13 protein-coding genes are annotated in these 14,965 nt (G+C 58.0%); 12 read left to right on the plus strand and 1 reads right to left on the minus strand.

What is annotated here, in order from left to right; translation table 11 throughout:
• Positions 1–29: 29 nt before the first annotated feature.
• The 11 genes from acpP (at position 30) to B5D32_RS08995 (ending at position 11,050) form a co-directional block, all read left to right on the plus strand.
• On the plus strand, positions 30–260 hold the full coding sequence (gene acpP / locus B5D32_RS08945) for an acyl carrier protein (protein ID WP_078784714.1): 231 nt from the start codon (positions 30–32) through the stop codon (positions 258–260).
• A 13-nt stretch (positions 261–273) separates the two neighbouring features.
• Positions 274–1,158, plus strand: coding sequence for an acetyl-CoA carboxylase, carboxyltransferase subunit beta (gene accD / locus B5D32_RS08950; RefSeq protein ID WP_078784715.1), 885 nt, complete (start codon positions 274–276; stop codon positions 1,156–1,158).
• Positions 1,155–2,114 (plus strand): acetyl-CoA carboxylase carboxyltransferase subunit alpha, encoded by a 960-nt coding sequence (locus tag B5D32_RS08955; protein WP_078784716.1) that lies wholly within the window; start codon positions 1,155–1,157, stop codon positions 2,112–2,114. Before accD ends, B5D32_RS08955 begins: the two co-directional genes overlap by 4 nt.
• Complete coding sequence (locus B5D32_RS08960; RefSeq protein WP_078784717.1) at positions 2,111–3,064, plus strand: beta-ketoacyl-ACP synthase 3; 954 nt, start codon at positions 2,111–2,113, stop codon at positions 3,062–3,064. The genes B5D32_RS08955 and B5D32_RS08960 overlap by 4 nt, the downstream gene beginning before the upstream one ends.
• Complete coding sequence (locus B5D32_RS08965) at positions 3,061–4,002, plus strand: nitronate monooxygenase (RefSeq protein WP_078784718.1); 942 nt, start codon at positions 3,061–3,063, stop codon at positions 4,000–4,002. The genes B5D32_RS08960 and B5D32_RS08965 overlap by 4 nt, the downstream gene beginning before the upstream one ends.
• On the plus strand, positions 3,999–4,937 hold the full coding sequence (fabD, locus tag B5D32_RS08970) for an ACP S-malonyltransferase (protein WP_078784719.1): 939 nt from the start codon (positions 3,999–4,001) through the stop codon (positions 4,935–4,937). Before B5D32_RS08965 ends, fabD begins: the two co-directional genes overlap by 4 nt.
• A 2-nt stretch (positions 4,938–4,939) precedes the next feature.
• Positions 4,940–5,692 carry a 3-oxoacyl-[acyl-carrier-protein] reductase gene (gene fabG, locus B5D32_RS08975; protein ID WP_078784720.1) on the plus strand — a complete coding sequence of 251 codons (753 nt, stop codon included), beginning with the start codon at positions 4,940–4,942 and terminating at the stop codon, positions 5,690–5,692.
• An 8-nt stretch (positions 5,693–5,700) separates the two neighbouring features.
• On the plus strand, positions 5,701–6,951 hold the full coding sequence (gene fabF / locus B5D32_RS08980) for a beta-ketoacyl-ACP synthase II (RefSeq protein ID WP_078784721.1): 1,251 nt from the start codon (positions 5,701–5,703) through the stop codon (positions 6,949–6,951).
• Positions 6,952–6,953: 2 nt separating this feature from the next.
• The gene (fabZ, locus tag B5D32_RS08985; protein WP_078784722.1) at positions 6,954–7,412 is read left to right on the plus strand and encodes a 3-hydroxyacyl-ACP dehydratase FabZ; all 459 of its coding nucleotides are present in this window, start codon (positions 6,954–6,956) and stop codon (positions 7,410–7,412) included.
• A gap of 64 nt (positions 7,413–7,476) precedes the next feature.
• The gene (locus B5D32_RS08990) at positions 7,477–7,920 is read left to right on the plus strand and encodes a MarR family winged helix-turn-helix transcriptional regulator (RefSeq protein ID WP_078784723.1); all 444 of its coding nucleotides are present in this window, start codon (positions 7,477–7,479) and stop codon (positions 7,918–7,920) included.
• 283 nt (positions 7,921–8,203) lie between these two features.
• On the plus strand, positions 8,204–11,050 hold the full coding sequence (locus tag B5D32_RS08995; protein ID WP_078784724.1) for a hybrid sensor histidine kinase/response regulator: 2,847 nt from the start codon (positions 8,204–8,206) through the stop codon (positions 11,048–11,050).
• A gap of 156 nt (positions 11,051–11,206) precedes the next feature.
• Here the strand turns inward: B5D32_RS08995 and B5D32_RS09000 are convergent, their stop codons facing one another.
• Positions 11,207–12,106: an AraC family transcriptional regulator gene (locus B5D32_RS09000; protein WP_078784725.1), complete on the minus strand. Its 900-nt coding sequence runs from the start codon at positions 12,104–12,106 to the stop codon at positions 11,207–11,209.
• A gap of 233 nt (positions 12,107–12,339) precedes the next feature.
• Between B5D32_RS09000 and B5D32_RS09005 the strand changes: the two genes are divergently transcribed.
• Positions 12,340–14,865, plus strand: coding sequence for a glycoside hydrolase family 31 protein (locus B5D32_RS09005; protein ID WP_078784726.1), 2,526 nt, complete (start codon positions 12,340–12,342; stop codon positions 14,863–14,865).
• The last annotated feature ends 100 nt before the right edge of the window (positions 14,866–14,965 follow it).

Below are 14,965 nucleotides of genomic sequence, written 5' to 3' on the forward strand. Positions count from 1 at the left end.
ATTTAGTTAAATTATGTGAGGTACGTAATATGAGCTTTGAAGAAGTAAAAGAAGTATTTGTTGACACCCTGAACTGCGATGCTGATAAGGTCACAATAGATGCCAGCCTGACCGACGACCTGCAGGCGGACAGCCTGGATGCGGTAGAGCTGAACATGGCGTTTGAGGACAAGTTCGGCGTTACGATTGCCGATGAGGACCTGGGGACGCTCAAAACCGTGGGCGACATCTTCAACTATCTGGCTGCGCGGGCAGCCTGAAGGGTATTGCAAGATGAGTGCCATTGAAAAGCTGTTCCCGACCAGCCCGCAGGAGCGCAGCTTTCAGATGAAAGCCCGCCGCGATGCCGGCACGGCTGCGCCCAACTGGGTGCCGCCGCAATTTGTCGAGTGCAAAAAATGCGGCCGCCGTGCCACGCGGCAGGTTTGGGTCAAGAGCCAGTATGTCTGCCCCAACTGCGGGGTGCATTTGGCAATCGGCGCCTATTATCGGCTCAGCACGGTTCTGGACCACGGAACATTTAAAGAGCTGAACCCGGACATTGCGCCCAACGATGTGCTGCATTTTCCCGATTATCAGGAAAAGCTGGCCGCTGCTTCGGTCAAGACCGGCCTGAAAGAAGCCGCCGTTACAGCAATCGGCAGGATCGGCGGCGTGCAGGCGGTGGTCGCTGTGCTGGACAGCCGTTTTTTTATGGGCAGCATGAGCACCGCTGTTGGTGAAAAGATCACACGTGCGATTGAGTACGCTGCCGACAAGCACCTGCCGCTCATCATTTTTTCTGCCAGTGGCGGCGCACGGATGCAGGAGGGCATTTTCAGCCTGATGCAGATGGCCAAAACCAGCGCCGCGCTGGAACGGTTCAACCGCAGCGGCGGGTTGTACATCAGCGTGCTGACCCACCCCACCACAGGCGGCGTCACGGCCAGCTTTGCCAGTCTGGGTGATATTACGCTCGCCGAACCGGGGGCACTTATCGGCTTTGCCGGGCCGCGCGTCATTGAACAGACCATCGGTGAAAAACTGCCCGACGGGTTCCAGCGCAGCGAGTTCCAGCTGGAACACGGTTTTGTGGATCAGGTCGTGCCGCGCACCGAGTTGAAAGAGGTCTTAACGCGGATCTTGCAGCTCCACACGCAGGGGAGGAAGCGCAGATGATCAAAGAAGTTTTGCAGCAGTTGGAACCGCTGGACGCGCAGATCGACGCGCTGTGCAGCCGTGCCGATGACGCCGAAATGGCGAGCACGACCACCCATGCGGCTGAACTGGCTGAGCTTTCCGCAGAGGAAAACACGCTTTTACAGCGCTGCACCTCGCTGACGCCGGAGGACCGTGTTTTTCTGGCCCGCCGCCCTGACCGCCCGCATATAACCGAAATGATCGACAACTTGTTTACCGACTTTTTTGAGCAGTGCGGTGACCGACAATGCAAAGAGGATGCGGCCATTTTGTGTGGGATCGCACGGTTCCACGGGATGCCCGTTACCGTTTTGGGGCACCGCAAAGGGACTACGCTGGAAGAAAACCTGCGCTGCAACTTTGGCATGCCGGGACCGGAGGGCTACCGCAAGGCCCTGCGCGTGATGAAACAGGCGGAAAAATTTCACCGTCCCATCATCACTTTTATTGACACTCCCGGTGCTTACCCCGGCAGGGATGCGGAAGAACGCGGCCAAGGGGAAGCCATTGCCCGCAACCTGATGGAGATGAGCGGCCTGACCGTCCCGGTGCTGGCCATTGTCACAGGCGAGGGGTCCAGCGGCGGCGCGCTGGGTCTGGGTGTTGCCAACCACATTCTGATGCTGGAAAATGCCGTGTACTCAGTGCTCAGCCCCGAGGGGTTTGCCAGTATTCTGTGGAAAGATGCTTCCCGCAGCGGCGAGGCCTGCACCATGATGAAGCTGACGGCACAGGACCTGTACGCAGATGGCATTGTGGAAGAAGTCATCCCCGAACCGCTGGGCGGCGCACAGCGTGGACGGCAGCTGCTTTTCAGCCGGTTGGACACTGCCATTGCGGTGCACCTTGCCGCCTTATGTAAGATGAGCGGCAAAGCGTTGGCAGACCAGCGCTACAAAAAATACCGCCGCATCGGAGAAATGAGGGGCGCATGAAAGGCTTACAGCTGCTGGCTACCGGTGGGGCATTGCCCGGCCGTGTAGTGACGAACGAGGACTTGCGCCGACAGGTGGACACCAGCGACGAATGGATCACGACCCGCACCGGCATCTGCCAGCGCTATTACTGCACCGAAAACGAGGATGCCGCCACGCTGGCTATCACCGCCGCCCGTCAGGCCCTGACCCGCAGCGGTCTGGCGGCAAACGATATTGCCTGTTGTGTTGTGGCAACGCTCTCGTCCCCGACGGCTACCCCAAGCATTGCCTGCCGCGTACAGGCTGCCTTGGGTCTGCCGGAAGACCGGCCTGCCTTTGATGTGAATGCGGCCTGTTCTGGCTTTATTTATGCCGCCGCCGCGGCCCACGGGCTCCTGAGCACGCTGGGCGGGCGGTATGCGCTGGTCATTGGCTGCGAGGCACTCTCCCGCATGGTGGACCCGACTGACCGCACGACCTGTGTATTGTTTGGCGACGGCGCGGGTGCGGCTGTTTTTGAGCTGGCCGAAAATGCACCGTTCGCCGTAACGTTAGGCGCACGGGGCAGTGAAGCGATCCGCGCGGGCGGCCCTGCGGCCTGCGATACCGCGCCCATTACGATGGACGGCAGGGCGGTTTTCCGCTTTGCCGTGGAGGCTATGCCGCGCTGTCTGCAAGCCGTGCTGGACCGCAGCCAAAAGACATTGTCTGATCTGGACTGGGTAGTCTGCCACCAGGCCAACAGCCGCATAATTGACCATTGTGTCAAAAGTTTACACGCAGAACCGTCAAAGTTTTACAAAAACATAAGCCGTCACGGCAACACCAGTGCTGCCAGCATCCCGATTGCCCTGCACGAAATGGCGGAAAGTGATCTGCTGCGACCCGGCCAGACGCTGGCCTGCATCGGCTTTGGCGGCGGGCTGACATGGGGCGGGATACTGCTGACGTATGAGGGTAGAAAATGAAGCTGCTCAATGAAATTTTAGGTACAAAATATCCCATTATACAGGGCGGCATGGCCAATATCGCCACGGGCGAGTTTGCCGCTGCCTGTTCCAACGCCGGGGCGCTGGGGCTGATCGGCTCCGGCGGCATGGACGCGGACTCCCTGCGGGAAAACATCCGCCGCTGCCGCGCACTGACCGACAAGCCCTTTGGCGTGAACATCATGCTGATGCACCCGCAGGCGGATGAATTTGCCAAAATCGTGGTGGAGGAGGGCGTAAAGCTCGTCACCACCGGGGCGGGAAATCCGGGAAAGTACATGGCCGCGTGGAAAGCAGCCGGTATCACGGTCATCCCCGTGGTGGCGGCAGCCATTTTGGCCAAACATCTGGAACCGCTCGGCATTGACGCCGTTATTGCCGAAGGTACCGAGAGCGGCGGCCATGTGGGCGAGATGACCACGATGGCACTTGTCCCGCAGGTCGTCGATGCCGTCCATGTGCCTGTCATTGCTGCGGGCGGCATTGCCGATGGACGAGGGCTGGCTGCTGCGCTGGCATTGGGGGCGTGCGGTGTGCAGGTCGGTACCTGTCTGCTGGCGAGCACCGAGTGCCCCATCCATGAAAACTATAAAGCCGCCCTGTTAAAAGCCCGCGACAGTGATACCATCGTGACCGGGCGCATCGGCGGCACCCCTGTGCGTGTACTGAAAAACCGCATGAGCCGCGAGTATGTCCGCCAGGAAAAGGCCGGGGCTGATAAAATGGCGCTGGAACGCTTTACTTTAGGCAGTCTGCGCAAGGCTGTGTTTGACGGTGACACCGAGAATGGCAGCCTGATGGCCGGACAGGCCGCAGGGCTGCTGCACGAAGTCCGCCCGGTGGAAGAAATTCTTGCCGCGATGGTAAGCGAAGCCAAAGACTGCATCGCCGGGGTGTATAAGGAGATTACCTTATGAAACTAGCATTTTTATACGCCGGGCAGGGAAGCCAGCACGCCGGTATGGGCCGGGATCTTTACGAGACTTTCCCGGCTTTCCGCGCTGCTTTTGACGAAGCCGACGCGGCGGTGGATTTTGATTTGAAAGAAGTCTGCTTTACCGACGCAGCCGGTGTATTGAGCGAGACCCAATACACCCAGCCCTGCATGACGGCGTTTGCCGCTGGCCTTACTGCCGTACTGCGGGAGGCAGGCGTCACACCGGATTATGCGGCAGGGCTGTCGCTGGGGGAGTATTCCGCCCTGGCCTGTGCGGGGGTGTTCGATGTGCAGACCGCAGTCGCTTTAACCGCTTTCCGCGGTAAGGCAATGGCTGCGGCTGCGGCGGGGCGCACCTGCGGGATGACAGCCGTTTTGGGGCTGGACGAAGCCCCCTTGCAGGCATGCTGCAATGCAGCCGCCGACGAAGGCGTTGTGCAGATCTGCAACTACAACTGCCCCGGCCAGCTGGTCATTGGCGGCGACAAGGCCGCTGTCGATGAAGCTGCCGAGTTGGCGCTTGCTGCCGGGGCACGGCGCTGCCTGCCGCTGAATGTCAGCGGCCCGTTCCATACCTCATTGATGCACCCGGCAGGGGATGCACTGCGGGAAAAATGTAAGGCTGTCCACTTTGCGCCGATGCAGTTCCCTGTGCTGTTCAACTGCCTGGGACACGAGATGGAGGAAACCGACACCATTGCCGCACTGCTGGAAAAACAGGTGCAGTCCGGCGTGCGTTGGGAGGTGACCGTCCGCCGTCTGGCAGAATTGGGCGTGGACGCCGCCATTGAGATCGGTCCCGGCAGGGCGTTGACCGGGTTTGTCAAAAAGACTGTGGGCAGTGCTATCTCGTGCTATCCGGTGGAAACTGCCGCGCAGCTGCAACAGCTGCTGCGCACCATGAAAGGAGCCTGACCATGCCGCAAACCGAAAACTTGCGCCGTGCCGCTCTGGTTACGGGCGGGGCCAAAGGCATTGGCCGTGCCATTTGCCGGGCTTTGGCCGAAAACGGCATGAACATTGCCGTCAACTATGCCGGCAGCGCTGCCGCTGCCGAGGAAACAGCCGCAGCCTGCCGCGCCCTTGGCGTGCAGGCTGTCACGCTGCAGGCGGACGTGCGCAGCCCCGAAGCATGTCGGAAACTTGTAGAAGATACCGTTGCCGCTTTTGGGCGGATCGATGTGCTGGTCAACAACGCGGGCATTACCGCCGACAAATTGCTTCTGCGGATGACCGAAGCTGATTTTGACAATGTGCTTGCCACCAACCTGAAGGGGGCGTTCTTCTGCACCAAAGCGGCCTGCCGCTTTATGATGCACCAGCGGTATGGGCGCATCATCAGCGTCAGCAGTGTTGTCGGTCTGCACGGCAACGCGGGTCAGGCCAACTACGCAGCCAGCAAGGCGGGGCTGATCGGCCTGACGAAAAGCGCTGCCAAAGAGTATGCTGCCCGCAATATCACCGCCAACGTTGTGGCTCCCGGTTTTATTGCAACAGATATGACCGCCGTGCTGTCAGAACCGGCCCGTGCCGCAGCACAAGCGGCCATCCCGGCAGGCAAAATCGGCCATGCCGAGGATGTTGCGGCGGCGGTGGCTTTTCTGGCAGGGGAGCAGGCCGGGTATATTACCGGGCAGGTCCTTTGCGTTGACGGCGGAATGGGAATGTGAGGTGTGCAATGGACACAAAAAAGAAACGCCGGGTCGTTATTACCGGCCTTGGCACGGTAAATCCTACCGGCAATACGGTGGCAGAAAGCTGGGCGAACATTAAGGCAGGCCGCTGCGCAGTAGGACCGATCACGGCTTTTGATACGGCTGATTTTAAAGTAAAGCTGGCCGCAGAGGTCAAGGACTTTGACCCCGCCGCGCGCATCGACAAGCGCGAAACCCGCAAAATGGCACGCTTTACCCAGTTTGCCGTGGCTGCCGCCGACGAAGCTGTCCGCGACAGCGGCCTTGCGCTGGAAGAAATCGACCATACGCGGTTTGGCGTGATCCTTTCCAGCGGCATCGGCGGCCTGCCCACCATCGAGGAAGAACACACCCGCGGTCAGCAGCGCGGCTTTGAAAAGGTCAGCCCCTATTTTGTCCCCATGTCCATTGGCAATATGGCGGCGGGGCAGATCGCCATCCGTTTTGGCTTGCAGGGCATGTGCAGCTGCCCCACCACCGCCTGTGCAGGCGGCACCAATGCAATCGGCGATGCGTTCCACCGTATCCGCGATGGATACGAGGACCGCATGCTCTGCGGCGGCAGCGAAAGCTGCATCAGCCCGCTGGGCGTGGGCGGCTTTGCCAGCATGAAAGCCCTTTGCACGGCGGACGACCCGGCCCGGGCCTCGATCCCTTTTGATGCCCGCCGCAGCGGTTTTGTGATGGGCGAGGGCAGCGGCGTACTGCTGCTGGAAGAACTCGAGGCCGCCAAAGCGCGCCGTGCCAAAATTTATGCCGAGGTCGTGGGCTATGGCGCTAACTGCGACGCCTACCACTTTACCGCCCCGGCACCGGGCGGCGCAGGCGGTGCGGCCTGTATGCGGCTGGCGCTGGCTGACGGCGGGGTAGTGCCTGAACAGATCGGCTACATCAACGCCCACGGAACGTCCACCCACCTGAATGACAGCTGCGAGACAGCGGCCATCAAAACGGTGTTCGGCGGCCATGCGTACAAGCTGGCCGTGTCTTCTACCAAGTCGATGACCGGCCATCTGCTGGGCGGTGCAGGCGGGGTAGAGGGCATATTTACCGCGCTGGCTCTGCACGATGCCTTTTTGCCCGCCACCGTCAATTTGCAGGAGCCGGACCCGGAGCTGGATCTGGACTATATCCCCAACCATGGGCGCGCGGCGCAGGTGGAGTATGCCATGAGCGATAGTCTGGGCTTTGGCGGCCATAACGCCTGCGTGGTATTCAAACACTGGGAGGGATGAGGATGAACTATACGCCAAATGAGCCGCCCCGAGCCATGAGCGCGGCAGAGATCGAAGAGATCCTGCCGCACCGTTACCCGTTTGCTTTGGTGGATAAGATCCTGGACTATACCCCCGGCCAATGGGCGCGGGGCGTCAAATGCGTGACCCGCACGGAACCGTTTTTTGAGGGGCACTTTCCGGGACACCCCGTTATGCCCGGTGTGCTGATTCTGGAAGCGCTGGCCCAGACCGGGGCGGTAGCCGCGTTAAGCCTGCCGGAAAACCGCGGAAAGCTCGCCCTGTTCGGCGGCGTAAAAAACGCCCGTTTCCGTCGGCAGGTCATACCCGGCGATGTGCTGATATTGGAATGTGAGCTGATAGAACAGCATGGCCCGGTAGGCATCGGCAAGGCCACCGCATGGGTGGACGGCGTGCGCGCGGCCAACGCTGAGCTGACGTTTGTTCTCACGGATGCCTGAGGGCTGGTTTTACATGGCGGAATGTGCTATAATAAATCCACTAACCTACAGGGGGATTCTCGCTATGCTGGACCAGACATTCGGACGGGTATATACCAAATTCAAACTGCACTTCTATAAGCAGATCTTCAGTCGATTCGAGGATCGCGAGGCCACGCTGACGACGGTAGAATCTTTCTGCATGGAAGTCATCATGGCATTGGGCGAACCTACGATTGCGCAGTTCAGCCACATGATGAATCTTTCTACCCCCAACGCCGCGTATAAGATCAACTCACTGGTCAAAAAAGGCTATGTAGAGCGCATCCAATCCACCATCGACAAGCGGGAATACCGCCTGCGCCCGACCCAAAAGTACATTGATTACTATAACATCAGTTATTCCTACCTGCACCTTGTCATGGAGCGCGCTAAACAGCGCTTCGGTCCCGATGACCTGGCTAAATTGGAGGAAATGCTGCAAGTTGTCTCCGATGAGCTGATGCCGGAGATTCAACTGCCTGAATAATTATACCGATTCTAAAATCGTCTGCGATGACGACCTAAGGCAATACCGCATAATTCCCGCGAATTATGCGGTATTGCCTTATATTTGCTTACGCTACCCAGCGAAAGAATCTTGAAACGATTCCGCGACAATGCTATAATACATACTGTATACGTTGGTATATACTGTGCAAGAAAGCTGCTGACAACCCGATGCGATGGAGGCTGCCATGACCTTCCTGAAATCGGCGGTGCGGAAATGAAATCAAAATGCAGCCGCCTGGGGCGGAGAAAGATGGGAAAGAATGAAAAACTCCGGAACGCGCAAAGCCATGCAGACCCCGACATGGAAAAGCATCTGTGCGATGCTGTGCCTGCTGCTGTTGCTGCCGGCTCTGTTTCCTGTGAAGGCTGCCGCAGAAACCGTCCCTGCAAAGGTCGTCCGTGTCGGCTCGTTTGAGGACACCTTCAACTATGTCAACGAGAAGGGGGTAAGAAAGGGCTACGGCTACGAATTGCTGCAGACCTTATCCGGCTATACAGGCTGGCAGCTCGAGTATGTGACCTGCGACTGGTCAGACTGCTTTGAAAAACTCAAAAACGGCGAAATCGACATTATGGGCGATATTTCCTATACGGAGGACCGCACCGAGGAGATGCTGTTTTCGGACGAGCCGATGGGGGAGGAAAAAGATTACCTCTACGCCGATCTCTCGCGCGAGGACATCACCGCTTCCGACTTCAAGACGCTGAACGGCAAAAAGATCGGCGTTCTGATGGGAACCGAGCCGGAGGTGATGCTGACCGAATGGGAAGAAAAATACGACCTGAAAACGCAGCACGTCAACATCTCCAACAATGAGGATGCCAAGCAAAAGCTGGCAAACCATGAGATCGACTGCTTTGTTTCGATGGAAGAATCCTTCTGGACGGAGCTTGGCATCTCGACCATAACCCGCGTGGGAAGCTCCGACATCTACTATGCAATCAACAAAGACCGTGCGGATATCAAGGAAGAACTGGACAATGCGATGCGCGCGCTGGAGGACGCCGATCCTTTTTATACGGCGGATCTCTATAAAAGATATTTCTCGATGGATTATACCCCGATCCTTACGGGAGAGGAAAAGGCGTGGCTCAAAAAGCACGGCGCGATCCGGATGGGCTTTCTGACGGGTGACAGCGGCGTCAGCGTCTATGACCCTTCCACCGGGGAACTTACCGGGACCATCACGGACTATATTCGGTTTGCCAAGGATTGTCTGGGAAATCAGGAGCTGGAATTCCAGATGGTCGGTTATGACAGCCAAAAAGCGGAACTTGATGCGCTGAAATCAGGCGAGATCGACATGGTATTCCATTTCGACCAGAGTCCCAATCTGGCGGAAGAGTATCGCGTTGCCTGTACCAACACAACGTGGACCTCCAACATGATGGCGGTCACGAACAAAGAGCACTTTAACGAAACCCAAGCGAACCGCGTTGCCGTTCCCCAAAACAAGATTTCCCTGACAAGGTACCTTGCGGTTTATTATCCGCAGTGGGAAATCGTGGACTGCGCTGCACAGGAGGATGCGGCAAGGCTGGTCAAGGACGGACAGGCGGACTGCTTTGTCACAGGGGTCAGCAGCCAGGAAACCTACAGCAAGAAATACGACTTTTACAGCGTTCCGCTTCCAAACCCTGCCAAATCCTGCTTTGCGGTCAACAGCGGAAACGGCATCCTGCTGTCCATCCCGAACAAAACGATCAAGGCGATGCCTGCCAATATGCTTACCGCCTCTTTGGCAATGTACAAAAGCGCCGCGCGGAAGGTTACCCTGAGTGAGTTTATAAGGGATAACTTCTTCATGGTCCTGCTGGTCAGCAGCATTTTTGTTGCAGTCATTCTGCTCGCGATCCTGAAGCTGCTCCGGAAGGCACGCAAAGCCGAAGCTGCCGCAAGAAAAGCCGCGAACGATACGCAGGAGCTGAATGCAAAATTGCAGATCGCTGCGGAAAACGCCGAGAGCGCAAACCGGGCCAAATCCACCTTCCTGTTCAATATGTCGCATGACATCCGCACGCCCATGAACGCCATTATCGGCTACGCAGACCTTGCCTCCCGGCATTCGGACGACCCTGCAAAGCTGAAAAAATACATGGAGAACATTCAGGTGTGCGGGCAGAACCTGCTGATGCTGCTGAACAATGTGCTGGACCTTGCCCGCATCGAGAACGACAAGACGGAGATGGAGTATTCGGTTTCGGATGTCGAGAAGGATTTCCGTAATTGCATTGCGATGTTCCGGAATCAGGCAGACAGCAAGGGCCAGACGCTTACGGTGACAACACAGCTGCCGTATCCGTATATCTATGCAGATATTCCGCACCTGACGGAGGTCTGTACAAACCTCGTCAGCAACGCGGTCAAATACACGGGAAACGGCGGCACGATCCGCTGTGGCGTTACGCAGAAGCCCAGCGAAAAAGAGGGCTGGTGCGATACGGTGGTCACGGTTGCCGACAACGGCATCGGCATGTCGCAGGAGTTCCAGAAGCATATCTTTGAACCGTTTGAACGGGAACGCACGTCCACCGTCAGCAAGGTGGAAGGCAGCGGCATCGGGATGGGCATCGTGAAAAAGCTGGTCGGGCTGATGGGCGGCACCGTGGAGGTGGAGAGCAAGATCGGTGTCGGCTCCACCTTTACCGTGACCATTCCCTGCCGTATTGCGTCCGAGGAGGAAGCACAGGCGAAACGAGAGATCGACCCTTCGGATCAAAAGTGCCTGTGCGGTACAAGGATCCTGCTGACCGAGGACAACGACCTCAATGCGGAGATCGCCACCGAGCTGCTGCAGGAAGAAGGCTGCACGGTAGACCGCGCGAAAGACGGCGTGGAATGCGTGGATATGCTGGAAAAAGCTGCGAACGGAACGTATCAGTTGATCCTTATGGACGTCCAGATGCCCGTGATGAACGGCTACGATGCGACAAAAAAGATTCGGAAAATGGACGATCCCCAAAAGGCGAATATCCCCATCGTCGCCATGACGGCAAATGCATTTTCCGAAGATAAACAGGTGGCGCTGGACGCCGGGATGAACGACCATATCGCAAAGCCGATCAATATGAGCGTTCTTGTGCCGACCCTGCGGAAATACCTTTGATGCGGACAGAAAGTCATCGTATAATCGTATATAAGAACGACATAAATAAATACCGCCGGGGAGCCTTCCCGTTTTTGGGAAGGCTCCCCGGCGGATTTTTGTGAAGCGCAGCTTATCTACCTGAAATAGCGTGCACACCGCAATGTGTGGTTTTCTTTATGGCGTTCTGCGGCTCTGCCTTAGTTGGGCGCGGTACTCGGCGGGGGTTATGCCGTACAGTGCGCGGAAACTCTTTAAAAAGCTGCTGTAATTTGCAAAACCGCTGGCGGTGCAGGCGTCCAGTACGCCGGTGCCGTCGGCGAGCTCGTTGCGGCAGTGCTGCATACGCAGGTTGGTCAGATACCCGTGTATACTTTCCAGTGTGTACTCTTTGAACACGCGGGACAGGTGCTCCCGGCTGGTGTAGGTGTACTTTGCCAGCTGGGCCACGGTCAGATGCGGGTCGGTGTAGTTGGCCTGAAGGTAAGCAACCGCCTTGGCGACGAGCAGACTGGTGGCCGAGGGCGGCGGGGCATTGTGCCGCCGGGTCACAACTTGGCTGATCAGCAAAATCAGCTCCGTGACCTCGCAGCATTGCACGGTATCGCGTATTTTTTCATCGAGATACACGGTCTGGGCCATCCGCTCCAGCAGACCGCGGAAGTCCCACTGCGTGACGGCGTCAGTGTCCAGAATGACAGGATCCCCCGACCAGACATGCCGCGGCAGGCCGCTTTGCGCCCAGGCACGCTCCCAGATGCCGGGAGCTATCTGCACGACGAGCCGCTCCGAGGTCGTGTCCGTGATGTTGAACTTGCCGGAGTGGTACATCTCGCCTGGAAACAGTATCAGCTCCCCCAGGTGCAGATCGTAGACACTGCCGTCGACGGAGTAGCGCACGCTGCTGCCCGCCACCGGCAGTATCATCTCATAATACGGGTGGGAGTGGACCACCGACTGGACATTCTCCCGGTTTGTATACAGGCCCACGACAACCTGACCGTCCTGCAGGGCGGCACTGGCATCCTCCTGCGTCAGAATGGAATCCACGTAATGCGGCATTTTTTGCAGGATCATGAGCGACGCCTCCTGTTAAATTTTGTCTTTACCACGATTATATCACATTTTGCGACATTTGCATTACAAATACGGCAGAAATTTTGTGAAGGATTTGTTATTATAAAGGCGAAGAAGGGCACAATGTGCAGATTGAACAAAATATATTATGCGATTTTGTACAATATGCACATTGTCTGCCAAATAACAAGTTCCACCATTCAAGTATACGCAAAATAGAAAGGAGAAAATCTATGAAAGTGTGCTACACCGGCGGCGCTGTCAAGGACTGCGGAAGCTATTATTCCGTAGCCACCAACGCTGTAGAGCTGCGCATCTGGTTCCTGACCGACGATATACTGCGCATCCGTGCGGGCTTTGACGGCGACTGGGATGAAGCCTCCTACAGCCTGACCATGACCGCATGGGAGTCCCGCACCGACGAGCTGATGAAGGACTGCCGCAAGCGCGTCCAGTCCGCCGCCGCAGCCCTGACCGACGGCGACAAGCAGGCCGTTATCCAGGGTGCGCGTCTCAAGGTCGTCATCGAGAAGGCACCGTTCCGCATCATGGTCTATGATAAGGACGGCAGCCTGCTGCACGCCGATATTCCCGACCTGGCCTACCGCGAGGACAGCAACCACCGCCGCATCCACGCCAGCCAGATCGAGGCAGACGACTGCTTCTACGGCTTCGGCGAGAAATCCGGCGAGATCAACAAGGCCGAGAAATACATGAATATGGCTCCCGGCGACGCCATGGGCTACAACGCCAAGGAGACGGATTCCCTCTACAAGCACATTCCGTTCTATATCCGCCTGAACCGCGGCACCAAGCAGGCTGTCGGCTACTTCTACCACAATACCGCCGAGTGCGATTTCAACATGGGCCGCGAGAAGCGAAACTACTGGCACCGCTACTCGTCCTACCGCACCGACGCGGGCGACATTGACCTGTTTTTGATCGCAGGCCCGTCCATCCGCGAGATCATCGAGCGCTATACCGACCTGACCGGCAAGAGCGTCATGCTGCCGAAGGCCGCGCTGGGCTACCTCGGCAGCTCGATGTACTACCCCGAGCTGCCCGAGAACAGCGACGATGCCGTGCTGGACTTCATCGACACGACCCGCGAGGAAGGCATCCCTGCCGACGGCTTCCAGCTGTCCAGCGGCTACTGCGCCGTTGAGACCGCCGAGGGCATCAAGCGCTGCACTTTCACATGGAACCACAAGCGCTTCAAGGACCCGGCAGACTGGTTCGCCCAGATGGAAAAGCGCGGCATCGTTGTCTCGCCCAACATCAAGCCCGGTATGCTGCTCGTCCATCCGCTGCTGAACGAGATGAAGGAGAAGGGCATGTTCCTGCCCGCCTCCGACGACAATGCAGGTTTTGACGGTCTGGCTGTCGGTACCTGGTGGGGCGGCCCCGGCCTGTTTGTGGACTACACGAAGGAATCCACCCGTCTGCACTGGAAGCAGTACATCAAGGACGCGCTGCTGAAATACGGCTGCCGTTCCATCTGGAACGACAACTGCGAGTATGACTCCCTCGTTGACAAGGACGCAAAGGTTTACTTTGAGGGCAAGGGCAGCACGATTGGCACGATGAAGCCTATCATGAGCAACCTGATGTGCCAGCTGTCCAACGAGGCCATCGAGGAGTATGACCCCGACTGCCGCCCGTTCTCGGTCTGCCGTTCCGGTCATGCGGGCATCCAGCGCTATGCGCAGGTCTGGGCCGGTGACAACCTGACCCACTGGGATACCCTGAAATACAACATCGCCACGATTCTGGGCATGGCGCTCTGCGGCGTGTCCAACCACGGCTGCGACATCGGCGGCTTCTTCGGCCCCGCGCCGGAGGGCGAGCTGTTCGTGCGCTGGGTGCAGAACGGCATCTTCCAGCCGCGTTTCTCCATCCACTCCACGAACACCGATAACACCGTCACCGAGCCGTGGATGTACAGCGACAAAAAGCAGTACATCAAGGACGCGATTGACTTCCGCTATAAACTCAGCCCGACGCTGTATTCCCTGATGGAGCGCGCGCATGAGAACGGCCTGCCCATCTGGCAGCCGACGTTCAGCGTTTTCCAGAACGACCCGGCCACCTACGATGAGGGCGTGGACTTCATGTTCGGTGATTCTCTGCTGGTTGCGAACGTCGTTGAAAAGGGCCAGACCGTCCGACCGGTCTATCTGCCCGTGACCGAGAACGAAAACGAGCGGTTCTACGACTTCTACACCCGCGAGGAATACGCCCCCGGCCAGACGATTGAGGTGCCGGTTGATATTGCCAGCATCCCGCTGTTTGTGCGCAGCGGTGCCATTCTCCCGATGAGCGGCAACAAGCTGCACAACCTGATGACCGAAAAGACCACCGCGCTGGATATCCTGATGGCCCCCGATGTGGATTCCGAGTTCACGCTGTACGAGGATGACGGCCACACGAACGATTACCGCAAGGGCGCGTATCTCAAGACGAAGATCGCCGTCAAGGCAGGCGTCAAGACCGTCGTGACCTTCACGAATGAGGGCAGCTACGAGACCGCCGTCGAGAGCATGTATCTCGACATGATCCACCGCGAGAAGTCCCCGTTCTATGTGCAGGTGGACGGCAAAGAGCTGCCGCACTTCCTGCACCGCCGCAAGTTTGAGGAGGCCGAGAGCGGCTGGTACTACAGCCAGCGCCTCAAGAGCGTCCAGATCAAGTACCCCAACCCCAAGAAGGATCACGAGGTACTTGTCTCGTTCGAACAGTTTGATTTGATCGGGATGTAACCCAGCTTCTTGCCTCCCCTGGCAGGGGAGGTGCCCCGTAGGGGCGGAGGGGTTGAACCTTGCCGTAGCCCGAAATATTTCGGGTAATGGCACGGTTCTC

The organism is Gemmiger formicilis (assembly GCF_900167555.1).
Lineage (GTDB): Bacteria > Bacillota > Clostridia > Oscillospirales > Ruminococcaceae > Gemmiger > Gemmiger formicilis.